19 protein-coding genes are annotated in these 23,330 nt (G+C 69.4%); 8 read left to right on the plus strand and 11 right to left on the minus strand.

Annotated elements, in window-relative coordinates; all coding sequences use genetic code 11:
* Window positions 1-30: 30 nt before the first annotated feature.
* On the plus strand, window positions 31-1,473 hold the full coding sequence (gene hflX / locus MAY35_RS03245; RefSeq protein WP_238419183.1) for a GTPase HflX: 1,443 nt from the start codon (window positions 31-33) through the stop codon (window positions 1,471-1,473).
* Between the two features lie 48 nt (window positions 1,474-1,521).
* On the opposite strand, the gene MAY35_RS03250 is transcribed toward hflX, so the two are convergent.
* The 4 genes from MAY35_RS03250 to MAY35_RS03265 form a co-directional block, all read right to left on the minus strand.
* Complete coding sequence (locus tag MAY35_RS03250) at window positions 1,522-1,782, minus strand: HPr family phosphocarrier protein (protein WP_238419184.1); 261 nt, start codon at window positions 1,780-1,782, stop codon at window positions 1,522-1,524.
* Between the two features lie 55 nt (window positions 1,783-1,837).
* Window positions 1,838-3,928, minus strand: coding sequence for a fructose-specific PTS transporter subunit EIIC (locus MAY35_RS03255; RefSeq protein WP_238419185.1), 2,091 nt, complete (start codon window positions 3,926-3,928; stop codon window positions 1,838-1,840).
* Between the two features lie 81 nt (window positions 3,929-4,009).
* Window positions 4,010-4,975, minus strand: a complete 966-nt coding sequence (locus tag MAY35_RS03260; RefSeq protein ID WP_238419187.1) for a 1-phosphofructokinase family hexose kinase — start codon at window positions 4,973-4,975, stop codon at window positions 4,010-4,012.
* Window positions 4,972-5,742: a DeoR/GlpR family DNA-binding transcription regulator gene (locus MAY35_RS03265; RefSeq protein WP_238419188.1), complete on the minus strand. Its 771-nt coding sequence runs from the start codon at window positions 5,740-5,742 to the stop codon at window positions 4,972-4,974. Before MAY35_RS03265 ends, MAY35_RS03260 begins: the two co-directional genes overlap by 4 nt.
* A 151-nt stretch (window positions 5,743-5,893) precedes the next feature.
* Between MAY35_RS03265 and MAY35_RS03270 the strand changes: the two genes are divergently transcribed.
* Window positions 5,894-7,615: a phosphoenolpyruvate--protein phosphotransferase gene (locus MAY35_RS03270; RefSeq protein ID WP_238419189.1), complete on the plus strand. Its 1,722-nt coding sequence runs from the start codon at window positions 5,894-5,896 to the stop codon at window positions 7,613-7,615.
* On the opposite strand, the gene lexA is transcribed toward MAY35_RS03270, so the two are convergent.
* Entirely contained in the window at window positions 7,593-8,297 is a 705-nt protein-coding gene (gene lexA / locus MAY35_RS03275; protein ID WP_238419194.1) for a transcriptional repressor LexA, read from the minus strand. The two genes, MAY35_RS03270 and lexA, sit on opposite strands and share 23 nt — an antisense overlap.
* Before the next feature lie 175 nt (window positions 8,298-8,472).
* On the opposite strand from lexA, the gene MAY35_RS03280 reads away from it, so the two are divergent.
* Both MAY35_RS03280 and nrdR read left to right on the plus strand, forming a co-directional pair.
* A complete protein-coding gene (locus MAY35_RS03280) occupies window positions 8,473-9,078 on the plus strand; it encodes a LysM peptidoglycan-binding domain-containing protein (protein ID WP_374237916.1) in 606 nt (201 codons plus the stop codon).
* A 99-nt stretch (window positions 9,079-9,177) separates the two neighbouring features.
* Complete coding sequence (nrdR, locus tag MAY35_RS03285) at window positions 9,178-9,672, plus strand: transcriptional regulator NrdR (RefSeq protein WP_238419395.1); 495 nt, start codon at window positions 9,178-9,180, stop codon at window positions 9,670-9,672.
* On the opposite strand, the gene hrpA is transcribed toward nrdR, so the two are convergent.
* Window positions 9,646-13,602, minus strand: coding sequence for an ATP-dependent RNA helicase HrpA (gene hrpA, locus MAY35_RS03290; RefSeq protein ID WP_238419195.1), 3,957 nt, complete (start codon window positions 13,600-13,602; stop codon window positions 9,646-9,648). The genes nrdR and hrpA overlap by 27 nt on opposite strands.
* A 107-nt stretch (window positions 13,603-13,709) precedes the next feature.
* Here hrpA and MAY35_RS03295 point away from each other — a divergent pair, with 107 nt between their 5' ends.
* Window positions 13,710-14,963 (plus strand): aspartate aminotransferase family protein, encoded by a 1,254-nt coding sequence (locus MAY35_RS03295; RefSeq protein WP_238419197.1) that lies wholly within the window; start codon window positions 13,710-13,712, stop codon window positions 14,961-14,963.
* A 67-nt stretch (window positions 14,964-15,030) separates the two neighbouring features.
* Here the strand turns inward: MAY35_RS03295 and MAY35_RS03300 are convergent, their stop codons facing one another.
* Both MAY35_RS03300 and MAY35_RS03305 read right to left on the minus strand, forming a co-directional pair.
* Entirely contained in the window at window positions 15,031-15,564 is a 534-nt protein-coding gene (locus MAY35_RS03300; RefSeq protein ID WP_004019398.1) for an alkyl hydroperoxide reductase, read from the minus strand.
* An 11-nt stretch (window positions 15,565-15,575) separates the two neighbouring features.
* Entirely contained in the window at window positions 15,576-16,163 is a 588-nt protein-coding gene (locus MAY35_RS03305) for a peroxiredoxin (protein ID WP_004019399.1), read from the minus strand.
* A gap of 125 nt (window positions 16,164-16,288) precedes the next feature.
* Between MAY35_RS03305 and MAY35_RS03310 the strand changes: the two genes are divergently transcribed.
* A complete protein-coding gene (locus MAY35_RS03310; RefSeq protein ID WP_238419199.1) occupies window positions 16,289-17,221 on the plus strand; it encodes a hydrogen peroxide-inducible genes activator in 933 nt (310 codons plus the stop codon).
* 6 nt (window positions 17,222-17,227) lie between these two features.
* Here MAY35_RS03310 and MAY35_RS03315 read toward each other — a convergent pair whose 3' ends face one another.
* Both MAY35_RS03315 and MAY35_RS03320 read right to left on the minus strand, forming a co-directional pair.
* Window positions 17,228-19,351, minus strand: a complete 2,124-nt coding sequence (locus MAY35_RS03315) for an RNA helicase (protein ID WP_238419200.1) — start codon at window positions 19,349-19,351, stop codon at window positions 17,228-17,230.
* A gap of 23 nt (window positions 19,352-19,374) precedes the next feature.
* The gene (locus MAY35_RS03320) at window positions 19,375-20,385 is read right to left on the minus strand and encodes a PAC2 family protein (RefSeq protein WP_238419201.1); all 1,011 of its coding nucleotides are present in this window, start codon (window positions 20,383-20,385) and stop codon (window positions 19,375-19,377) included.
* A 202-nt stretch (window positions 20,386-20,587) separates the two neighbouring features.
* On the opposite strand from MAY35_RS03320, the gene MAY35_RS03325 reads away from it, so the two are divergent.
* The gene (locus tag MAY35_RS03325) at window positions 20,588-21,280 is read left to right on the plus strand and encodes a hypothetical protein (protein WP_308192431.1); all 693 of its coding nucleotides are present in this window, start codon (window positions 20,588-20,590) and stop codon (window positions 21,278-21,280) included.
* Window positions 21,281-21,372: 92 nt separating this feature from the next.
* Window positions 21,373-22,500: a DUF4192 domain-containing protein gene (locus MAY35_RS03330; protein WP_238419203.1), complete on the plus strand. Its 1,128-nt coding sequence runs from the start codon at window positions 21,373-21,375 to the stop codon at window positions 22,498-22,500.
* A gap of 9 nt (window positions 22,501-22,509) precedes the next feature.
* Here the strand turns inward: MAY35_RS03330 and MAY35_RS03335 are convergent, their stop codons facing one another.
* Entirely contained in the window at window positions 22,510-23,205 is a 696-nt protein-coding gene (locus MAY35_RS03335) for a metal-dependent transcriptional regulator (RefSeq protein ID WP_238419204.1), read from the minus strand.
* Window positions 23,206-23,330: the final 125 nt, after the last annotated feature.

Consider the following 23,330-nt stretch of genomic DNA (forward strand, 5'->3'; position numbering starts at 1 on the left):
GGTCGGCGGACGTGAGACCATGGATCTCGTATGACCGAATCACGAGAACACATCATGTCGCCGGCCGACCTCGACGCTCCGCACACCGCGGACCCGACCACCGGTGAACTCCAACTCTCCGAGCGCGCCTCCCTGCAGCGCGTCGCGGGACTCTCCACCGAACTCACCGACGTCACCGAGGTCGAGTATCGACAGCTCCGGCTGGAACGAGTGGTCCTGGTCGGCGTGTGGACCGAGGGCAGCGCGGCCGCGGCGAAAGCCAACATGACCGAACTGGCCGCGCTCGCCGAGACCGCGGGATCGCAGGTCCTCGACGCCGTCATCCAGCGTCGGTCCAAACCCGATCCGGCGACCTACATCGGCAGCGGCAAGGCGGAAGAACTCCGCGAGATCGTCGTGTCGACCGGCGCCGACACCGTCATCTGCGACGGTGAGCTCACACCCGCCCAGCTCAACGCGCTGGAGAAGGTCGTCAAGGTGAAGGTCATCGACCGGACCGCCCTCATCCTCGACATCTTCGCCCAGCACGCCACCTCGCGGGAGGGCAAGGCGCAGGTCTCGCTCGCCCAGATGGAATACATGATGCCGCGTCTACGCGGCTGGGGTGAGTCGATGTCGCGGCAGGCGGGTGGTCGTGCCGGCAGCAACGGCGGCGTGGGTCTGCGTGGTCCCGGTGAGACCAAGATCGAGACCGACCGTCGTCGCATCCGGGAACGAATGGCCAAGCTGCGTCGCGAGATCCGCGGGATGAAGAAGGCGCGGACGACGAAACGCGCTGCGCGCAAGAGCAGCTCGATCCCGACGATCACCGTGGCCGGGTACACCAACGCAGGCAAGTCCAGTCTCGTCAATGCGATGACCGGTGCGGGCGTCCTCGTCCAGGACGCGCTGTTCGCCACCCTCGACCCGACGACCCGGCGGGCGACGCTGGAGGACGGACGCGCGGTGGTCTTCACCGACACCGTGGGCTTCGTCCGGCACCTCCCGACCCAGCTCGTCGAGGCGTTCCGGTCCACGCTCGAGGAGGTCGTCGACGCGGACCTGCTCCTGCACGTCGTCGACGGCGCGGATGCGTTCCCGATGGAACAGATCTCGGCCGTGCGACAGGTGATCAACGAGATCGTGGCCGAGGAGGGCGTCACCGCCCCGCCGGAACTGTTGGTAATCAACAAGATCGACGCGATCGACGGCAATCGGCTCACCGAATTGCGCGGCGCGCTCGGCTCGGATGCCGTGTTCATCTCCGCACGGACCGGTGAGGGGTTGCCCGAATTGTTCGATCGCGTACGCGAGTTCGTGGGGCGTGAGGATGTCGAACTCACCATCGACGTGCCCTTCCACCGCGGCGACATCGTGTCCCGGATCCACAGCGAGGGCGAGGTCATCTCGTCCGAGCACACCGAGTCGGGTACGACGATGAAGGTCCGCGTCCCGGCCGCTTTCGCGGGCGAGATCGCGGACCTCCAGGTCTGAATCGGCGCAGTATGGGCTCAGGCCGGGCCTAAGTCGGTTCGGACCGGCCTAGTCGGCGTCGAGGTCTTTCTCGACGAGCGCGACGATGGCGTCGAGCGTGCCCGGATCGTCGGCGGTCACCACGACGCGGGTGCCTTTCTCGGCACCGAGCGTCATGATCATCAGGGCCGATCCGGCGTCGACGGGCTCGGCGCCCTCGAGGCCGAGGGTCACCGTGTTGCCGGTGTCGGCGACCGCTTCGGCGATGATCGTCGCGGGGCGGGCATGCAGGCCGACGGCGGATCCGACGGTGGCGGTGGTGCTGGGCATGGGGACTCCTTCTGGGTGGTGTTCGTAGTCGGGCAGTTGTCGGGCGGCGACGGACTCAGGCGGCAACGGCGTCGAGTTCGTCGAATGCTACGGCGTCGCGGCTGCGGTGTACCTGCTTGGCGGCGATCACCAGCACCGACGACAGCACGGTTCCGGCGACGAGTGCCACCAGGAACAGCACCCAGTTGTTCATCGCGAAGAACACGAAGATGCCGCCGTGGGGAGCTCGCAGTTCGACGCCGAAGGCCATGATCAGAGCGCCGGAGAGGGCGCCGCCGGCCATCATCGACGGGATGACGCGGAACGGGTCGACCGCGGCGAACGGGATGGCGCCCTCGGAGATGAACGACGCGCCGAGGAGCCAGGCCGCCTTGCCGTTCTCCCGCTCGGGCTCGGTGAACAGTCCGGGACGCAGGACCGTCGCGAGCGCGAGGGCCAGGGGCGGGACCATGCCGGCGCACATCACGGCCGCCATGATCTGGTACTGCGCGGTGCCTGAGGTCGCGGCGTCGGCGATGCCTGCGGTCGCGAAGAGGTACGCGGTCTTGTTCACCGGTCCGCCGAGGTCGAAGCACATCATCAGGCCGAGCACGATCCCGAGGACGATGGCCGATCCGCCGGACATGCTCTCCAGGCCGCTGTTCATCTGCTCGGTCAGCCAGGCGAGGGGTTTGCCCAGAACCATGTAAAGCAACCCGCCGACGATCATGCTGCCGAACAGCGGGATGACCACGACCGGCATCAGTCCGCGCGCCCACTGGGGCACCGGGGTTCGTGCGATCCACAGGCACACCACGCCGGCGATGAGTCCGCCGATCAGCGCGCCGATGAAGCTGGCGCCCACCGCGAGCGAGACGATGCCGGCCACGAAACCGGGCGCGATGCCCGGCCGGTCGGCGATCGCGAACGAGATGTAACCGGCGAGCACCGGGACCGCGAGTCCCATCACCCCCGAGCCGATCGCAAAGCTCACCGCGCCCAGGTACTGCAGGAGTCCGCCGGACGGGAGGTCCCAGAGACTGTTGTTCAGGGCGATGAATGCGCCGTCACTGAGCGTGCCGCCGTCGTCGAGGGTCGTGTTGGCGACCTCGTAACCGGCGAGCAGGAAGCCGAGGGCGATGAGCAGTCCGCCCGCGGCGACGAACGGGATCATGTAGCTGACGCCCGTCATCAGCGCCTGGCGGGTACGACCGGCAAGTCCCACTCCCGACGATGCGGTGTCGCCGGAGTCGGCATCGGCTCCGTCGCCGGACACGCGCGCCGCGTTCGGGTTGCGACCCGCGGCCACCGCCTCGGCGATCATGGCGTCGGGTTCGTTGATGGCGCGCTTCACGCCGGAGGCGATGACGGGTTTGCCGGAGAACCTGTTGCGGCCCTTGACTCCGACATCGGTGGCGAAGATGACGGCGTCGGCGGAGGCGATCACGTTCGGATCGAACACGGTGGTCGCCGACGATCCCTGGGTCTCCACGGCGAACTCGACCCCGGCACGCTCGGCGGCGTACTTGAGTGCGTCGGCGGCCATGTAGGTGTGCGCGATGCCGGTCGGGCACGCGGTGATGGCCACGATCCGCGGCTTGGCGGTGTCCGTTCCGGCTGTGGTGTCCGGTGTCGCGGACCCGGCCGTCGGCGGGGTCGCCGTCCCGGTCGCCGGGGCCTGCGGAGCCGCCGGGGCTTTCGGTGCGGCGGGTGCGGGGTCGATGGCCTCGTTGACCAGCTCGATGACGCGATCCGGCGTCTCCGCTTCACGGAGGGCGGTGACGAAGTCGGGCCGGACGAGCGACCGCGCGAGCGAGCTGAGCAGCTTCATGTGCGCGCTGGCGCCGCCCTCGGGCGCGGCGATGAGGAACACGAGGTCAGCCGGTCCGTCGGGGGCGCCGAAGTCGACCTTTCGGGACAGCCTGGCCATCGCCAGACTGGCCGTGGTCACCGATGCGGTGCGGGCGTGGGGGATGGCGATTCCGCCGGGAAGCCCGGTGGCCGACTTCGCTTCCCGGTCCAGCGCGGCCCGGGCGAGGTCGGCGGGGTCGGTCGTGCGGCCGGCCGTGGCGAGTGCGTCGGCCAGATTCGTGATGACGGCGGCGGGGTCGTCGCCGGCGTCGACGTCGAGACTCACCGTCTGCGCGGTGATGATCTGCTCGGTCATGGGATGTCCTTCTCGGGAGATGCGGAGGGATGAAAACCGTTGGTTGAGATGCGGTTCGGGGGCGTGGGTTCGGTGGTGCAGTCAGGTCATCCGGGCGGCTCCCGACAGTTCGGTCACCACGACGCCGTCCAGGTCGAGGTGGTCGGGGGTGGGTGCCTGCGTGCCGGCGAGCGCGGCTGCGGCGGCGCCGTAGGCGACCGCGTGCCGCAGGCAGTCTGCGGGTGCGGCGCCGGTCGTCTGCGCGATGAGGAAACCGGCCAGCGACGAGTCGCCCGCGCCGACGGTGCTGCGCGGCGTGATGGGCGGCGGTGTCGCGGACCAGGTTCCCGACGCGGTCACCAGGACCGCGCCCGCCGCCCCGAGGGTGGCGAGGACGCTGCCGCCGATGCGTTCGACGACCATCGACGCCGCGTCCACGACCGGCCCGAGATCGTTGCGGCGCAGGGCATCCCGGAGATGTGCGGGATCGGCACCGGTCAACTCGGCGAGCTCGTCCTCGTTGGGTTTGATGAGGTCGACGCGACCGTCGACCGTCGCGCGCAGCGGGGCGCCCGAGGTGTCCACCGCCACCCGGCAGCCGGCGAGTGCGAGCTCGTCGGCGACCGTCCGGTACCAGGTGTCGGGTACCCCGGGCGGCAGCGAGCCGCACAGGGTCACCCACTGCGCCTCCCCGGCCTGCGCGCGGATCAGTCCGAGGAGCGCATCGAGGTCGGCGGCCGCCAGTGGAACGCCCGGTGCGTTGATCTTGGTTGTGGTGCCATCGGACTCCGCGATCGTGATGTTGGATCGGACCTCCCCGTCGACGGGGATGGCGTCGTAGGGGAGTCCGAGGTCGTCGAGTGCGGTGAGCAGCGCGTCGCCTGCCCGTGCCGGGAGCAGTGCCCGGGTGGCCAGCCCGGCCGCCGCGACGACGCGGGCGACGTTGACGCCCTTGCCGCCCGGTTCGGCGCGGACGACGCCGGCTCGCTGTACCTCGCCGCGGGCGAGCGGCGCGGCCAGTTCCAGGGTGCGGTCCACGCTGGGGTTCGCGGTGACGGTGACGATCATGCGATCACGACCTCGACGCCGCGCGCCGACAGCGCCGCGGAGAACGCCGGGTCGATGCCGGCGTCGGTGATCAGGACATCGACGTCATCGACACCGGCGAACGAGGAGAACTCTTCCCGGTTCATCTTCGAACTGTCGGCGAGTACGACGACGCGCTGCGCCGCGCCCACCATCGCAGCCTTCACCGCGGCTTCGTCGGGATCGGGGGTGGACAGCCCGTGCGTCTCGCTGAGCCCGTTGGTGCCGATGAAGGCAGTCGTGACGCGTAGCCGGCGGATGGCTGCCACGGTCTCCGCGCCGACGGTGGCCTGGGTCAGGCCGCGCACCCGGCCACCGAGTGCGTGCAGGCCCTCGGGGTGCCGGCCCGCGAGAAGGCCGGCGATAGGCAGGCTGTTGGTGATCAGGGTGAGGTCGCGGTCACCGGCCGTGGCCTCGGCCGCCCGATAGGTGGTGGTGCCGGCGTCGAACAACACCGAACCGCCGTCAGGGGGGAGGAAGCGGATCGCCGCGCGGCCGATCGCCGCCTTCTGTTCGATCTGACTGGACTCGCGCTCGTCGATGCCGAGTTCGCCGATGACGCGCATCACCTCGGCCCGGACGGCACCGCCGTGCACGCGCTGCAGATGCCCGGCTCGCTCGAGCACGGCGAGATCGCGACGGACGGTCTCGCTCGTCACGTCGAACTTCTCCGCGAGCGCGGCGACGGAGGCCCGTCCTGCGACACGGACCTCGTCGACGATGGCCTGCTGTCTCTCCTCGGCGTACACACCGGCTCCGATCCACGGTCTCGGCAACCCCCGGTTGTTGATGCATGTGGGATTGCATGTTGTAGTAATTTTGTTTACGCCTGTTTGTGTTGACAAGTCAAGGACTTTTTGTAACGGTGGTCACATCGACGTTCGAGTGAGAGGTATGACGATGGCGGAGATCCTCACAGGGACACCGGTGGTCGGTGGACTGGCGTACGGCCCGGCTCTCTGGCCCGGCGAGCGGCCCGACCACTCACCCGAGAAGCTCGGAGTCGGGGTCGAGGTCGCCGAGGACGGTCGTGCCGACGAGGCGTCGCGCTTCACCGGCGCGGCCGCAACCGTCGCCTCCCGCCTGCGCGAGCGCGCATCGCAGAACACCGGCGTCACCGCCGAGGTGCTCGCTGCGACCGCGGGACTCGCCGAAGACCGGGGATGGGTCGGTGCCGCCAAGGGCCTGATCGCGAAGGGCTCCTCCGCCGAGGCGGCGGCAGTGGCGGCGACCGAACAGTTCGCCGCGGTGTTCACAAAACTCGGCGGACTGATGGCCGAGCGCGTCACCGACCTCAACGACGTGCGTGACCGGGTGCTGGCCGAGCTGCTGGGTCTGCCCGAGCCGGGCGTCCCGACACCGCAGGAGCCCTCGGTTCTGATGGCCGACGACCTGGCGCCCGCTGACACCGCAGGACTCGACCCCGCGATGACGACCGCTCTGGTGACCCGCCTGGGTGGGCCCACCAGCCACACCGCGATCATCGCCCGTCAACTGGGCATCCCCTGCGTCGTCGCAGTGTCGGGACTGTCCGACATCGAGGCCGGCACGCCGGTCCTCGTCGACGGCAACACCGGTCTCATCGAGGTGCGTCCCGACGACGAGATGGCACGCGATCGTGTCGCCGAGCATCGGCGGCATGCCGAACTCGTCGCGGGTTGGTCCGGCCCGGGGGTCACGGCCGACGGGGTCGCGATCGCTGTACTCGCGAATGTCGCCGACGGTGCGTCGGCGCGCGCCGCCGTCGACCACCCGGTGGAGGGTGTGGGTCTGTTCCGCACCGAATTGGCGTTTCTCGAGCGGGCCGACGAACCGACGGTCGACGAGCAGGCCGCGATCTACCGCGAGGTGCTCGACGCGTTCGCGGGTCGGAAGGTGGTCATCCGGACCCTGGACGCGGGCTCGGACAAGCCGCTGCGGTTCGTGCGACATCCCGACGAGGCGAATCCGGCCCTCGGTGTCCGGGGCGATCGAATCGCGCTTGCGCATCCGGAGATCCGCACCCACCAGCTCGACGCGATCGCGCAGGCAGCCATGGGATCCGACGTCGCTCCGTGGGTGATGGCGCCGATGATCGCCTCGCCGACGGAGGCCGCGAACTTCGCCGCCGAGGTCCGCGGGCGGGGACTGGTCGCAGGCGTGATGATCGAGGTGCCCGCGGCGGCGATACTCGCGCACGCCGTCCTCGCGGAGGTCGATTTCGTCTCGATCGGGACCAACGATCTGACCCAGTACACGATGGCAGCCGACCGGATGTCGGCGGACCTGGCGGCGCTGACCGACCCGTGGCAGCCGGCCGTGCTGCACCTCATCGCCTCAGTCGCCGCCGCGGGACGCGATCAGGGAAAGCCCGTCGGCGTGTGCGGCGAGGCGGCAGCCGATCCCAACCTCGCCTGTGTCCTCGTCGGCCTCGGCGTCACATCACTGTCGAGCGCACCGGTCGCCTCGGCAGCCGTCGGGGCCCGGCTCGGTGAGGTCACCGAAGAGGCATGCCGAGCGGCTGCGCAGGCGGCGCTGGATGCCGTCGATCCCGCGACGGCCCGGGTGGCGGCGGCCGCGGTGCTCGACGGCTCGGTCGAGCCATCTGTCGATGACGGGGTCAGACGCGCCGCATCACGGTGACGACCTTGCCCAGGATGACGGCGTCGTTACCCGGGATCGGGTCGAACAACTCGTTGTGCGGCATGAGCCAGACGTTGTCGCGCTGACGCTTGAACGTCTTGACCGTCGCCTCACCGTCGATCATGGCCGCGACGATGTCTCCGTTGTCGGCCACGTTCTGCTGGCGGACGACCACCCAGTCGCCGTCGCAGATGGCGGCGTCGATCATCGACTCGCCGACGACGCGCAGCAGGAACAGTGATCCCTCCCCGACCAGCTCGCGGGGCAGCGGGAACACGTCCTCGACGGCTTCCTCGGCGAGAATGGGTCCGCCGGCGGCGATCCGACCCAGGACCGGCACGAAGGTCGGCTCGGGCAGTTGGCCCGTGGCCGGCGTGTCGGGTGAGGGAGTGTCGTTGGGTGCGATGTTGACCGCACGGGGACGGTTGGCGTCGCGCTTGAGCAGGCCCTTGCGTTCGAGTGTCCGCAGCTGATGGGCCACCGACGAGGTGGAGTTGAGGCCGACCTCGTCGCCGATCTCGCGGATGCTGGGTGGATATCCTCGTTCGCGAACCGACCGGCGGATCACCTCCAGCACCCCGCGCTGGCGCGGGGTGAGTGAAGCCTCGGCGGCGGCGACGTCGGCCGGGGCCAGGATCTCGGCGCCCTGCGCTCGGCCGCGCTTATCGCCGGTGTCACTCATGTTCGGTTCCTCTCGTCTTCGGAACGTGCTGGTAGAAGGCCTCGTTGCTGTCATCGCCCGGGACCGAGCCTAGCGGAGTACAACCTTCACCTCAAACATTTGTTCGATGTGTCGCGAGACTTTGTCGGAGTCCCGTGCTACAAATTCGAACATCAGTGCATCGAACACCTGATCGATGTTCGAACCACATGAGCAACACGGACACCGCGTACCCGCAATCATCGACACCTCGGAGGGCACCATGCGCACCGCCACTCTCATCGATCCCCGTCCCACTGATCCCCGTCCCATTGATTCGGGCCGCTTCGATTCCGGCCGCACCCGCACCGCGCCGCGGCGGACCGACGTCCCTCGCCCGGTGGTCGACCGTCCGGTCGACAACCGGCCCGGCTCGGCGTCGCGCCCCTCGACGACGCGCGCTGCGCAGACGCGCTGTGCGTCACCGGTGGGTACGCGAGGGCGGGGCCCGGTCCCGTCGGATGCCGCGGTCTTCCGTCGGCGGCGTCGCGCGGCGGTCGCGATCCTGGCGGGTGTCGGTTTGGCGCTGACGGTCTGGGTCATCAGTGTGGTGGGGCAGAACTACGCGGCGTCCGTGGCCCCGGCGGCCGTGAGCGCCGAGGTCGTCCATGTCCGATCCGGTGATTCGTTGAGCACCATCGCCTCGCGGGTGGCGCCCGACATGCCCCGCGAGGTCGTGATCGACGAGATCGTGGCGATGAACGACCTCCCGTCGAGTGCTCTGCAGGTCGGTCAGCCGCTGCTCACCCCCCGGTACCGCTGACACCGGGCGGTATCCTCGATGGCACAGGGACCGGCCGAGAACCGGCGGGGCGCAGGGTTTCGATGCGTTCCAGTGTCCCGCGACCTGCGTGAGGACCCGATGCGCTGCCCCTTCTGCAAGAACGACGACACCAAGGTCATCGACTCACGTGTCGCAGACGAAGGGCAGGCCATCCGCCGCCGGCGCTCCTGTGTGGAGTGTGGGCGTCGCTTCTCGACCGTCGAGAGTGCGGTTCTCGCGGTGGTGAAACGCAACGGTGTGACCGAACCCTTCAGTCGCGAGAAGGTCATGCGTGGCGTCCGGCGCGCATGCCAGGGCCGGCACGTGGCAGAGGACGCGCTCGCCAAGCTCGCGCAGCAGGTCGAGGACACGGTCCGGGCGAGTGGATCGGCCGAGATCCCCAGCAATGAGGTTGGTCTGGCGATCCTGGGGCCGCTGCGCGACCTCGACGAGGTGGCCTATCTGCGGTTCGCGTCGGTCTACCGGTCCTTCGACTCGGTGGAGGATTTCCAGCGCGAGATCGACGATCTGCGCACGGCCCACGGCGGAGTGCGTGCCGAGGCCGTGTCAGCCGAGCCTGTCCAGAGCTCGTAGCACCCGCTTCTCCGACACGGGGAACGCCGTACCCAGCCGCTGGGCGAACAGGCCCACCCGGAGTTCCTCGACGAGCCACTGCGCTTCGTCGTCGACGATCCCGCGACGGTGCTCGGGTACCTGCTCGACCCGCTGCGCCCAGCGCTCGATCACCCGGTCCAGCACCGCCACCCCTGCCTGGTCCCGCGCTGCCGACGCCGGCAACGCGTCGAGGCGTGCCTGCGCCGCTTCGAGGTAGCGCGGCAGGTTCTCCAGGTGGCGTCGGGGAGTCGCCACGACGAATCCGTCGAACACGAGGTTGTCGAGCTGTTCGGCGACGTCGTCGGCCGCGAGCGAGCCGGCGTGTCGCTCGATCGCGGATCGGACCGGGGCCACGCGAGCCAGTGCGTCGACGGCCAGCGCGAAGTAGGTCGGTGCCGCCTCGGCGACCCGGGGGCGGAGCCGGTCGACGAGTGCCGTGAAGGTCTCGGGCGTCCGGACTGCCGCCAGCGCGGCGCCGTCGAGATCGGTTGCGGCGTCACGGATGGCGCGACGCGTGCAGTCGGCGAGCAGCGTGTCGGTATCCGCATACGGGCTCTGGCTGAGCGCCAATCGGTCCGCGGAACCCAGCGAGCTCGCGATCCGCTTGTGCAGCGGTGGTAGGGCGAGATCCAGGAGAGCGATGAGCCCTCGGCGCATCTGTCGGTTGCGGGCCTCGGGTGTCGCCGCGTCGCGCAGGATGACGCCCCGGGTGCGGCCGGCGGCATCGTTGACGGCATCGATCGCCGGGTACCGCGTGAGCCGTTGCCCTGCGACATCGACCGTCTTCTCGTCCGACAGTGTGCCGATGCCGTCGGCGGTCCAGCTGCGGTACAGCGTGCGGGACACCGTGGTGGGCGCGGTGGACTTCCCGGTGCTCTGCAGCTCGGCGAGCGAGTCGGCCCGCGCCACGGTCCGGCCGGCGTCGTCGACGACGGCGAAATGCATTCGTAGGTGGGGCGGGACCTTCTCGGCGTCGAAATCGCCCGGGGTGACGGTCATTCCGGTGATGGTGGACAGCTCCCGCGCGAGTCCGGCGGTCAGCGGTTCCTTGCGCGGCGTCAGGCGGCCCAGGGCGAGTTCGGCGAATCGCTGTGCGGGGGACATGCTCTTGCGCAGTTGTTTGGGCAGCGACTTCACGAGAGCGGTCGCCAGCTCCGATCGCATTCCGGGGACCGACCAGTCGAAGCCCGCGGGTCGGATGTGGGGGAGGAGCTCTCGCGGGATGATCACCGTCACACCGTCGTCGGGAGCGCCGGGTTCGAAGCGGTAACGCAGTTCCAGCCGTGTGTCGCCCTGCTGCCAGGCCCCGGGATAGTCGGTGGGCGCCACCTCGGTACCCGAGGTCACGTCTTCGGGGTGGAGGTCGAGTAGACCCGGCTGGGACCGCCGCGTCTTCTTCCACCAGGTGTCGAAGTGGCGTGCCGAGGTGACCTCGGTGCCGATGCGCTGGTCGTAGAACTCGAACAGCTGGTCTTCGGTGATGATCAGACCTCGGGTACGCGTGCGGTTCTCGACATCCGACGCGGCGTCGAGCAACTCGCGGTTGCGAGCGAAGAACGGGTGGTTGGTCCGCCAGTCCCCGTCGACGAGCGCGTGGCGGATGAACAGTTCGCGCGAGACGACGGGATCGATCGGGCCGTAGTCGATGCGCCGGCGCGCGACGAGGGGGACGCCGTAGAGGGTCACCCGTTCGTAGGCCATCGCCGAACCCCGCTTGCCCGACCAGTGCGGTTCGCTGTACGTCCGTTTGACGAGGTCGCCCGCGAGCTTCTCGGCCCACAGCGGATCGATCCCGGCGACGGTGTGGGCGAACAGCCGGGAGGTCTCGAGGATCTCGGCGGCCATGATGAAGGGCGGTGGCTTCTTGGCGAGGGGCGAGGCGGGGAAGATCATCAGCGAGGTGTTGCGCGCGCCGGTGAACTCGCGGCCCTCGGTGTTGCGCGCGGCGATGTTGCTCAGCAGACCCGACAGGATGGCCCGGTGGACGGCGTCGGCGTCGAGTTCGGTCGGCGTCGTCGTCCAGCCGATGTCCTTGACGATCTCGGTGAGCTGCCGGTGCAGGTCCTGCCACTCGCGGATGCGCAGGAAGTGCAGGAACTCACGTTCGCACATGCGCCGGAAGCGACTGCCGGACAGCTCTTTCCGTTGCTCGCCGAGGTAGCGCCACAATTCGACGTAGGACAGGAAGTCCGACTGGGGCACCACGAAGCGCCGGTGCTGTGCATCGGCGGCCTCGCGGTGTTCGGCGGGGCGTTCCCGGGGGTCGGGCAGCGACATCGCGGCGGCGATGACGAGCAGATGATCGAGGCAGCCCAGCTCCTGTCCGGCGATGAGCATGCGCGCGATCCGCGGGTCGACCGGGATGCGCGACATCGAGCGACCCACCGGGGTGAGGCGGGGCGGGCCGCCCTCGCGCGGGACGGTGATGGCGCCGAGTTCGGTGAGGATGCCCAGGCCGTCGCGGATCGCGCGGTCGTCGGGTGGCTGCACGAACGGGAAGTCGGCGATCTCGCCCAACTTCAGGGAGGTCATCTGCAGGATGACCGCGGCGAGGTTGGTGCGCAGTATCTCCGGGTCGGTGAACGCGGGCCGGGAGTCGAAGTCGTTCTCGCTGAACAGGCGGATGCAGACGCCCGGCGCGACGCGACCGCATCGGCCGGCGCGCTGTCGGGCGCTGGCCTGCGAGACCGGCTCGATGGGAAGGCGGTTCACCTTGGTCCGAGTCGAGTATCGGCTGATGCGCGCCGTACCCGTGTCGATGACGTAGCGGATGCCCGGCACGGTGACCGAGGTCTCGGCGACGTTGGTCGCGAGCACGATGCGGCGGCCGTCGGAGGGCGAGAACACCTTCTGCTGATCGGCGATCGACAACCGTGCGTACAGCGGCACGATCTCGGCGCCTCCGTGTCTGCCGGGCCCGGTCCGACGCCGCAACGCGTCCGCGGTCTCCCGGATGTCGCGCTCGGTGGGCAGGAACACGAGGATGTCTCCGCGTCCGCCCGCCCAGAGTTCGTCGATCGCCGCGTCGATGCCCTGGATCTGATCGAGATCGGCGTGCTCGCCGCCGCCTGCGTCGTCTCCGGCATCCGGCCGTTCCTGCAGGCTTAGCGGCCGGTACCGGATCTCGACCGGGTAGGTGCGACCCGACACCTCGATGATCGGTACCGACTGCTCGGCGGTGCTGAAATGCCGTGCGAAACGCGCGGGTTCGATCGTCGCCGAGGTGATGATCACCTTCAGATCGGGACGCCGGGGCAGGAGCCGACGCAGGTAGCCGAGGATGAAGTCGATGTTCAGGCTGCGCTCGTGGGCCTCGTCGATGATCAGCGTGTCGTAGCGCCGCAGCATCGGGTCGGTGGCGATCTCCCGCAGCAGGATGCCGTCGGTCATGACCCTGATCAGGGTGTCGGCGCCGGATCGGTCGGTGAAACGGACCGAGTAGCCGACGGCGTCGCCGAGTTCGGTCCCGGTCTCGTCGGCGATCCGGCGGGCGACCGAACTGGCCGCGATCCGCCGTGGCTGGGTGTGTCCGATCGTCCCGCGCAGACCCCGGCCGAGTTCGAGACAGATCTTCGGCAGCTGGGTGGTCTTGCCCGAGCCCGTCTCGCCGGCGACCACGACCACCTGGTGATCGCGGATGGCCTCGGCGATCTCCGCACGCGCTGCGGAGACGGGCAACTCGTCGGGGAAACGCAGGACCGGGACGCTCGCGCGGCGACGGTCGAGCCGGTTCCGGGCTTTCTCGACGTCACCGACGAGCTGCTCCCACTTCCCTGGATCCGGACGTGACGCCAAGCGGTCGATGCGACGGCGCAGCCGGTCGGCGTCGACGATGCCCACGTCGTCGAGCGCACTGATCAGGTCTGCGCGGGACACGTTCGACGGGGGTGGGGAAGCAGGGGCCGACATGATGGTTCCAGGATATGGGGCGGTGCCGTTGAGGGTTCACTCCCACCGGCCGCGCGGGACTCACCCCACCCGCCGCGCGGGCCCGTGCGGACGGCATCATGGGGTCCATGGCTGAGGGTTCGAACACAGGAAATAACGGGTCGCTGTGGCACGGTTTCGCCGACATGGGCGCGGTGACCGCGAGTGGGCCGTTCGTCGTGACCAGGGGTGAGGGAGCGCGGATCTGGGACCGCGACGGCAACTCCTACCTCGACGCCACCGCGGGCCTCTGGTTCACCAACGTGGGTCACGGCCGCACCGAGATCGCCGAGGCGGTGGCCGCCCAGCTGGGTACCCTCGCGCATTATTCGAACTTCGGCGACTTCGCGAGCGACGTCACCCTGAGGCTCGCCGACGAACTCGCCGCGATCGCACCGGTGCCGGGGTCGAAGATCTTCTTCACATCGGGTGGCAGCGACTCGATCGACACCGCGGTCAAGCTGGCCCGCCGCTACTGGGTGGAGCAGGGCCGGGAGTCCAAGCGGGTCGTGGTCAGCCGCACGAAGGCCTACCACGGCATGCACGCCGCGGGCACGTCACTGGCCGGCATCCCGCTGAACCACGACGGGTACGGCGAACTCATGCACGACGTCCAGAACGTCGACTGGGACGACGCCAAGAGTCTGCTGGGGCTCATCGAGCGCGTGGGCGCCGACAACATCGCCGCCTTCTTCTGTGAACCGATCATCGGTGCGGGCGGCATCTACCTCCCGCCGGACGGATACCTCGCCGAGGTGCGCGACATCTGCCGCGAACACGACATCCTCTTCGTCGTCGACGAGGTCGTCACCGGGTTCGGCCGGATCGGCGGGGACTCGTGGTTCGCGTCGGCACGCTTCGACCTGCACCCGGACATGATCACCACCGCCAAGGGACTCACGTCCGGCTACGTGCCGATGGGAGCGGTGTTCATCGCGCCCCGGATCGCCGAGCCGTTCTTCGCCGGTGGGGTGTGGTGGCGTCACGGGTACACCTACGGAGGTCATGCCGCGGCGGCCGCCGCCGCCCTGGCCAACCTGGATATCATCCGGCGGGAGAACCTGCTCGCCGAGGCGTCGCGCCTCGAAGGCGATCTTGCAACGGCGCTCTCGCCGCTGGCCGACCTGCCTGCGGTCGCCGAGGTCCGGACGGGGCTCGGCGCGGTCACGGCGGTCCAGCTCGCCGATCCCGCCACCGCTCCGGCCGCGGTTCTCACGCTGCGCGAGCACGGCGTCAGCACCCGCGCGGCGGGTCAGGGTGCGCTGCAGGTGTCCCCGGCGTTCGTCATGACCACCGAGCAGGTCGGCGAACTCGCCGATCGGATGCGCGCCGCGCTCAGCTGACGCCCGCATGACACGACGAAGCCCGGCTGCCGGAACGGCAGCCGGGCTTCGTGTGTGACAACGTCTGTCAGGCGTTGGCGAGTACCTCGGTGGTGGCGATGGCCTGCGCCACGCCACTGACGATCGAGGCGACCTTGAGCGCCTCGAGGATGGCCTCGCGGTCCACGCCGGCCTCGCGCAGGGTGTTCTCGTGCGCGGCGACGCAGTGGCCGCAACCGTTGATCGACGACACGGCGAACGACCACAGCTCGAATGCGGCCTTGTCCACGCCCGGGTTGCCGATGATGTTCATCCGCAGTCCGGGACGCAGGTCGTCGTACTTGCCGTCGAGGAAGCCGCGCCCGCGGTAGAACACGTTGTTCATGCCCATGATCGACGCCGCGCCCAGCGCCGCGTTGTAGGCCTCGGCGGAGAGCGTGTCGGCGGCCTCGTCGGCGATCTCGCTGAGCACCTTGGCATTACGGCTCGCCGCTGCGGTCGACAGCAGGGTCCCCCACAACTGCTCCTCGCTCAGCGCGGTGGTCCGGCTGATGGATCCGAGGTTGAGTTTGAGGTCCTTGGCGTACTCGGGGAGTGCGTTCTTGAGATTCTCGATGCTCATCTGTTCTCCTCTCAGACGCCGGCCGTCATGAGCTCGCCGGCGTCGATGGTCGGATCGCCCTTCTTCCAGTTGCACGCGCACAGTTCGTCGGACTGCAGGGCGTCGAGCACACGCAGCACCTCGTCGACGTTGCGGCCCACCGAGCCCGCGGTGACCGACACGAACTGGATCTCGTTGTTGGGGTCGATGATGAAGGTCGCGCGGTCGGCGACTCCGTCGGCATTGAGAACGCCTGCGGCAGTGGCCAGTTCGCGCTTGAGGTCGCTCAGCATCGGGAAGGGGAGGGTCTTGAGGTCCTCGTGCTGGGCGCGCCACTGGAAGTGGACGAACTCGTTGTCGACCGATGCGCCGAGCACCTGGGTGTCACGGTCGGCGAACTCGTCGTTCAGCTTGCCGAACGCGGCGATCTCGGTGGGGCAGACGAAGGTGAAGTCCTTCGGCCAGAAGAACACGATGCGCCACTGACCGGGGTGATCGTCGGAGCTGACGGTGGTGAAGTAGTCATCGGGCTGCTGGGCGTTGACCTTGCTGAGGTCGCCGCCGATGACGGCGGTGAGGTTGTAGGCGGGGAACTGGTCACCGATGGTGAGCAGGGCCATGTTTCGCTCCTTCAGCTGGTGAATGTACGGAACCTGCGCGCGAAAGAGTTTCGCGACGTACCTGCACCATCGTGCCGGATCCTGGCCAAAAGCGAAACGTGATGATTAGCACTACACTGATAGGCATGCCCGATAAAACTTATCAGCCGACGGTGGCCGGCCTCCGCGCTTTCGTCGCCCTCGCACACCGACGTCACTTCGGTTCTGCGGCAGCCGATCTCGGCGTGAGTCAACCGTCGCTGTCGCAGGCGCTGTCGGCGCTCGAAGCCGGTCTGGGTGTGGCCCTGGTGGAACGTACGACGCGGCGTGTCCTCTTGACCGCGGACGGCGCCGAGTTGTTGCCTCGGGCCATCGCGGTGACCGAGGCGGTCGACGAGTTCACCGCCGCCGCCGCCGGCGCGGGCCGCCCGTTGCGCGGCACCTTGCGACTGGGGGTGATCCCCACGGTGGCGCCCTATATCTTGCCGACGCTGCTGCGCGGACTCGGCGAGCGGTTGCCCGACCTCGCCCCGCGCGTCGTGGAGGAGCAGACCACGCGCCTTGTCGAACAACTGCGAGCCGGCTCGCTCGACGTCGCGCTCCTCGCACTGCCCGTGGAGATGCCGGGCCTCGTCGAAGTCCCCATCTACCGTGAGGATTTCGTCCTCGCCCTCCCGTCGGGCCATGCGCTCGCCGGGCGGCGGCGGGTCGATCCCACCGCCCTCGCCGACCTGCCACTGCTGCTCCTGGACGAGGGGCACTGCCTGCGCGACCAGGCGCTCGAAGTGTGCCGCCTGGCCGGGGTCCGACCCGACCTCGGGCAGACCCGCGCGGCGTCCCTGACGACGGCGGTGCACTGCGTGGTGGGCGGACTCGGCGTGACCCTGATACCGCAGACCGCGGTCGCGTCCGAGACCGCCGCCGGCGACCTCGCGACCGCAACGTTCGCGGCGCCTCGCCCCGGACGGCGTATCGGGTTGGTCTTCCGCGGGGCGGCCCGCCACGACGACGCCTATCGCGAACTGGCCACTGTCATCGGGGATCTGGTCGAGCGGACGGGAGCGGTCACGCGGATCTGACGTGCGTCAGGCGTCCTGCCGGAGGGCGGCGGCCTCGGCCTCGGCCTCGGCCTCGGCGGCCTGGGCCGCCAGCGCCTCCCACTCGTCGACGAGACTCGAGTCGACCTCTCGGACCATCGTGCCCAGTTCTTCGACGATCCGCTCGATCTCCGGGGTCACCACACTGGTCGGGACGCCTTGCCGCAGTACGCGATAGCAGTCCGACAGGTAGCGCAGCAGCACCCCTTCGCTGCGGGCGAGACCGTACCCGGAGATCAGTTCGGTGAAGGTCATGGCCTTCTCGAGCATCTCCCGCAGAACCGATTTGGGTGCGGGCGGGAACGAGGACACCCATGGGTGTCCGCGCCGGTAGATGTCGAAGGCGGCGAAGATCTCCTCGGCGAGGGGCTGCGGCCAGGTGATCTCCTCGAGTCGGGACATGCGTTCCTCGTACTCGATGCCGTCGGCCTTCATCTCCGCGATCGCGGCGTCGCGGGCGACCTTGCGCTGGGCGAGGAGCAGCGGACGGGGGTTCTCGAGGGTCGATTCGAGAATCGAGATGACATCCAGTGCGTAGGTGGATGATTCGGGGTCGAGGATCTCGAAGGTCGCGAGCGCGAACGAGGAGAGCGGGTTGGTGAGCGCGAAGTTCTCCGGCATGTCGACGCTCAGCGCGATGTGTCGTCCCGTCTCGTCCGCCTCGGCGAGTTGCACGACGATCCCCGCGTCGCGGAGGCCGCGGTAGAGCTCGATCGTGTGCTTGATGTGCCGGAGCTGCCGGTCGCGGGGCTCGTGGTTGTCCTCGAGCAGATGACGCACCGCCGCGAAGCAGTCACCCGGACGCCCGAGCACTTCGAGCAGCATGGCCGTGGTCATCTGGAAGTGGCTGCGCAGGGGCTCGTCCGGGGCGTCGACCAACTGCGTGAACGTCTTCTCACCCCACGAGACGAATCCCTCGGGCGGCTTCTTGCGGACCAGCTTTCGCAGCTTCTTCGGGTCTTCGCCGGCCTTGGCGACGGCGCGTGCGTTCTCGACGTCGTGGTCGGGTGCCTGCGCCACCACGTAGCCGATCGTGTCGAAACCGGCTCGCCCGGCCCGTCCGGCGATCTGGTGGAATTCGCGGGCACGCAGCCTCCGCACCCGACGACCGTCGTACTTGCTGAGACCGGCGAAGAGCACCGTGCGGATCGGGACGTTGATGCCGACGCCGAGCGTGTCGGTCCCCGCGATCACCTTCAGGAGGCCCTGTTGCGCAAGGCGTTCCACGAGCCGCCGGTAGCGGGGCAGCATGCCCGCGTGGTGCACCCCGATCCCCGCGCGCAAGAGTTTGGACAGGGTGTTGCCGAAACCGGTGGAGAAGCGGAAGTCACCGATGGCGTCGGCCACGGCTGCTTTCTCGGCCTTGTCGCAGATCTTGGCACTGAGCAGGGCCTGCGCCCGTTCGACGGCAGCGGCCTGGGTGAAATGCACGACGTAGATCGGCGCGCGTCCCCGATCGACGAGCTCCTCGATCGTCTCGTGGATCGGCGTCATCGCGTAGGAATGTTGCAGCGGCACCGGCCGTTCGGCTCCGGTGACCTCGACGGTGTCCCGCCCGGTGCGCCTTGTCAGATCGTCGACGAAGAAGGACACGTCGCCCAGCGTCGCCGACATCAGCAGGAACTGTGTCGACGGCAGTTCGATGAGGGGGACCTGCCAGGCCCAGCCACGATCGGGTTCCCCGTAGTAGTGGAACTCGTCGGCGACCAGGGTGCCGATGTCACCATCGCCGCCCGCGGCGAGTGCGAGGTTGGCGACGATCTCGGCTGTCGCGCAGACGATCGGCGCATTCGGATTCACCGCGGCGTCACCGGTCAGCAGACCGACCTGATCGGCGCCGAACATCGCGCACAACTCGAAGAACTTCTCGCTGACGAGCGCCTTGATGGGGGCGGTGTAGAACGCCCGCTCGCCGCGGCACCGCGCGAAGTAGAGCGCGCCCGCGGCCACCAGCGACTTACCCGACCCGGTCGGGGTCGCCAAGATCACGTGGCTGCCGGCGAGCAGTTCGAGCAGGGCCTCTTCCTGGTGCTCGTAGAGCTCCAGGCCCCGTCCGGTCCACCACTCGGTGTACCGCTCCAGCGCGGTGTCCTCGTCGTCGGCGGGGACCAAAACATGCGTCGAGGCCGCGGGGATCAGATCGGTGATTGCGGACCCTCGTCCCCGGTGCCGCCGTCGCCCGTGTTCCCGGTGCCCGTCTCTCCGCGCCCCGAGTCCCCGTTCTCCACCTGCTGCGCGAGGAACCGTTCGAGTTCGGCACCGAGCTCGTCGCCGCTGGGCAGCTCCTCCTCGGCGGCCAGCAACGACGCCCGCTCCTGAGCGGCCTGGCTGAAGGTGTCGTACTGGGTCTCGAGCGCGGACACGACCGACTCGATCTCGGAGTTGCCCTCGACCTCGGTGTCGACCTGGGCGCGTACCTTCTCCGCCGCGCTGTCGAGTGCCGCGAGGGGCAGCTCCAGGCCGGCGAGCTCGGCGACCGCGGCGAGCAGCCGCGCGGACGCGGCCGGGTAGTTGGTCTGTGCGAGATAGTGCGGCACGTGGACCGACAGCCCGGAGGCCCGGTAGTCGTGTCGGCCCATGTGGTACTCGAGCAGCATCGACGCGCTGGCGGGCAGCTTCATCGCCGAACCCCAGCGAGGGAGGTCGCCCAGGGCGTCCGGGTCGCTGCCGTGTGCGGTGATCGACGGCGGCCGGGTGTGCGGCACGGCCATCGGGATCGCGTTCAGGCCGATCACGTCGGTCACGCCGAGGCCGTCGCTGAGACGACGGACCGCTTCGACGAACTGCTCCCAACGGAGGTCGGGCTCCGAGCCCGCGAGCAGGAGGAAGCCCTTGCCTGCGTTGTCCCGGATGGCGTGCAGGGTCAGCGAGGGCATCTCGACGTCGGTGAAGGTCTCGCCGCTGAACGAGATCGTCGGACGACGTGAGCGATAATCCATCAGCTCGTCGGACGAGAACGTCGCGACGAGCTCGGACTCGAGGCTGTCGCGCAGATGGGCGGCCGCCAGCGCGACGGCGTGCCCGGCATCGGCGAAACCCTCGAGCGCGTGGATCAACACCGGTCCGGTGCCGTCGGGCCTGGTCACCTGCGGAGCGGGAAAGGCGAGTTCATACAGCGCGTCATCGCGCGCGGGCTGCTCGTCCACGTCGTCCCTCCTTCACATAGCAGCGGTTCTCCAGAACAGCTGAACGTCCATTGTCTCCCACCGTGCCCGTCGGCAGCCACCCGCATCGCCCCCGTGCCCGGGCAGGGCATCATCGGAGTCCAACCGCCTCGGCGCGCCGGTGATTCCCGGATGGGTGTGTCACGGGCGCATCCCTCGACCGCCGATGGCACAGTGGTGCGTTGTGACCCTGCCGACTCGTGCCCGCAGACGCCCAACAGTGCCCCTGGCGGCCGCCGCGTGCGTGGTGGCCGCGACGATCGTGGTGTCCGGCTGCGCGGTGTCCGGCGACCCGGTGGCGTCGAGCCCCGACATGTCGACGCTCTCGGTCAAGGCCCAGGACTTCCCGGCCGGCGCGAGCCCCATCCCGCCGTCTGCGGTGGCGAACGCACTCGCCGACGTCACCGGTGCCCCGATGCCCGCACAGACGAACACCGAGGTGTCGCCGCCGGAGTGCACTCCGGCGGCGGTGTCCGCCGACGGGGCGGTGGCCTTCCTCGGTCCCGGGCCGGGGGAGCGGGCGACCCTCACCACGATCGTCGCCGGCGTGGACGCCCCGCTCGACGAGTTGGTCGAGCAGGCGAAGCGATGCCCGACGATCACCACGAGCACGTACGGGGCGTCGTCGACCATCACCACCGAGGTCCTGCCGCCGTCGGCCGTGCTGGGCGAGGTCGACACGGCGACCATCCGGCGGACGATCGTCACCGGGGGCGGGGTCCCGTCGACCACGAGCACACTCGCCCTCGTGGGTCAGCACGACGACGTTCGCGTCTACGCCGAATATCGTTGGCCCGCAGCAGGTCCGGTGTCACCCGAGGCTGCCGGTGCGCTCGACGAACTCTTCACGAAGGCGACCGCGGCGGCCTTCGGCTGATCGGAGCCTGCCTGTGGATGGCCCGTGACCGGTTGTCCACAGGCCTGGCGGGGCGGGTTCGCGGGGCCGCCGTCGGCCGGATGCTGATGCGCATGCCGCTCCCGTCCCCCTCCCGCTCGCCGGGTCCCCACGACCCGACGACTCTGCTCACCGCGATCCCGGCCGCCCTCGGCTTCGTTCCCGAGCGGTCCATCATCGTGATCGCCTTCACCGCCGACCGCAGCATCACCGCCACCATGCGCCACGATCTGGCACTCCACCCCGACGGCACGCCCACGCGGGAGCTGTCCGCCGTCCTCGCCGGACTCGCCGACATCACGGAGTCGTACGGGACCGAGGAGGTGGTGGCCGTCATCGCCGATGATCGCCACCCGGCCGACGACCCCCGCTATCGGCGGATCCTCGCGATGGCCGACCGGCACTTCTCCGCGCTCGGCGGCGTGGCCGCGGGTTTCGGGATCGGTGAGTTCGTCGCGGGGGCACCCTGGACGGTCACGTGGTGCCCGGACGGCCGGGCATGGGCGGTCGACGTGACCCCGGAGGCCTGCGGGCTCCTCGACGACCCGCACACATGTGCCGCGGCCGTGGCGGAGATGGTCCGATCGGGCCGGCGAATCCTGCTGCGTCGTTCGGAGATACGGGCGATGCTCGATCCGGTCGAGGGTGAGTGTGGTCCGGGTCGGCCCGGACCCGGTTGCGCGGGGTGCATCGTGCCGCAGCGGGTTACCGCGGCCGGCAGAGACGACGCCTCCGACTCCGATGACCCGGGAGTGTCGGCGCTCGCGCTGGACCTGGTGATCGACTCGGTCGTCGATGCGAATCTGCCACTGGACTGTGCGACCGTCGCCCGGTTACAGGAGGCGATCGTGCGGTTGGACGTACGCGACGCCGCGATGGCGCTGGCCGTCACCGCGTTTCGCGAACACGCCGAGCGTGTCTGGCGGGAGCTGACCCGACGACTGACAGGCCGGGGTCGGGCGAGCGCCGCGACCCTGCTGGCGCACCTGCACTACATCGGTGGGGAAGGGGTCTACGCCGGCGCCGCGCTCGACGTGGCGATCGAGTGCGACCCGGACGCGGCGATGGCGAACCTGCTCGACACCGCGCTCCGCAACGGGGTACGGCCGAGCAGACTCTGGGACATGATCGACACCTCGTACGCCGTCGCCGCCCGACTGGGGGTGTCCATCCCGGCGGTCACACTGCGCGCCGCCGGGTGACCGTGGTCGTCAGACCTTCTCGACGACCTTCTCCACGAACACCGAGTGGGCCATGTCGGCCGACAGTTCGAGTCCATCGTGTCCCGGGGTGTCGATGGTGATGGTGCCCGCTGAATTCGACACCGTCACACGCGCATTGGGAACCACACCCGCCTCGCGCAGGGCGCCGATGAGCCCGGTGTCGGACTGGGCGTGCTCGGAGAGCCTGCGCACGATCACCGGCACGGTCTCACCGGGCGGCAGGTCGGCGAGGCGGGTGGCGCCGTCGTCGGACGTGGACACCTCGACCCCCAGGAGCTCGAGGCCCGGGATCGGATTGCCGTAGGGCGATGTCGTGGGGTTGTCGAGGACGGCGAGCAACCGGCGCTCGACGTTCTCGCTCATGACGTGCTCCCAGCGGCAGGCCTCCTCGTGAACCTGATCCCAGGGCATCCCGATCACATCGACCAGCAGTCGCTCGGCCAGACGGTGCTTACGCATCACCGCGACCGCGAGCGTGCGACCCCGTTCGGTGAGCTCGAGGTGACGGTCGCCGGCCACACGCAGGAGACCGTCGCGCTCCATCCGGGCGACGGTCTGCGACACGGTGGGGCCGGATTGGTCCAGACGCTCGGCGATCCGCGCCCGCAGGGGCACGATGCCTTCTTCTTCGAGATCGTAGATCGTCCGCAAGTACATCTCGGTGGTGTCAACCAGGTCGTTCACTGTGCGCAATCCCTTTCGTCCCCGCCAAGATTACCCTCTCCGCGGCCGGTGACCGCGGTCTCATCGCGCGCACGTGCCGGTGCGACCGGCGTCACCATACGCGCCGGTGCCCGAAACCACATCCG

This window comes from Gordonia sp. 'Campus' (assembly GCF_022206305.1).
Classification (GTDB): Bacteria; Actinomycetota; Actinomycetes; order Mycobacteriales; family Mycobacteriaceae; genus Gordonia.

Bases quoted from the DNA above. Each gene is read 5' to 3' on its own strand.
- MAY35_RS03300 (WP_004019398.1), bottom strand. From the start codon at position 15,564: ATGAGCATCGAGAATCTCAAGAACGCACTCCCCGAGTACGCCAAGGAC.
- MAY35_RS03310 (WP_238419199.1), top strand. From the start codon at position 16,289: ATGCCCGATAAAACTTATCAGCCGACGGTGGCCGGCCTCCGCGCTTTC.
- MAY35_RS03255 (WP_238419185.1), bottom strand. From the start codon at position 3,928: ATGACCGAGCAGATCATCACCGCGCAGACGGTGAGTCTCGACGTCGAC.
- MAY35_RS03250 (WP_238419184.1), bottom strand. From the start codon at position 1,782: ATGCCCAGCACCACCGCCACCGTCGGATCCGCCGTCGGCCTGCATGCC.
- MAY35_RS03330 (WP_238419203.1), top strand. From the start codon at position 21,373: ATGCCGCTCCCGTCCCCCTCCCGCTCGCCGGGTCCCCACGACCCGACG.
- MAY35_RS03270 (WP_238419189.1), top strand. From the start codon at position 5,894: ATGGCGGAGATCCTCACAGGGACACCGGTGGTCGGTGGACTGGCGTAC.
- hrpA (WP_238419195.1), bottom strand. From the start codon at position 13,602: ATGTCGGCCCCTGCTTCCCCACCCCCGTCGAACGTGTCCCGCGCAGAC.
- hflX (WP_238419183.1), top strand. From the start codon at position 31: ATGACCGAATCACGAGAACACATCATGTCGCCGGCCGACCTCGACGCT.
- MAY35_RS03295 (WP_238419197.1), top strand. From the start codon at position 13,710: ATGGCTGAGGGTTCGAACACAGGAAATAACGGGTCGCTGTGGCACGGT.
- lexA (WP_238419194.1), bottom strand. From the start codon at position 8,297: ATGAGTGACACCGGCGATAAGCGCGGCCGAGCGCAGGGCGCCGAGATC.
- nrdR (WP_238419395.1), top strand. From the start codon at position 9,178: ATGCGCTGCCCCTTCTGCAAGAACGACGACACCAAGGTCATCGACTCA.
- MAY35_RS03305 (WP_004019399.1), bottom strand. From the start codon at position 16,163: ATGGCCCTGCTCACCATCGGTGACCAGTTCCCCGCCTACAACCTCACC.
- MAY35_RS03260 (WP_238419187.1), bottom strand. From the start codon at position 4,975: ATGATCGTCACCGTCACCGCGAACCCCAGCGTGGACCGCACCCTGGAA.
- MAY35_RS03280 (WP_374237916.1), top strand. From the start codon at position 8,473: ATGTTCGAACCACATGAGCAACACGGACACCGCGTACCCGCAATCATC.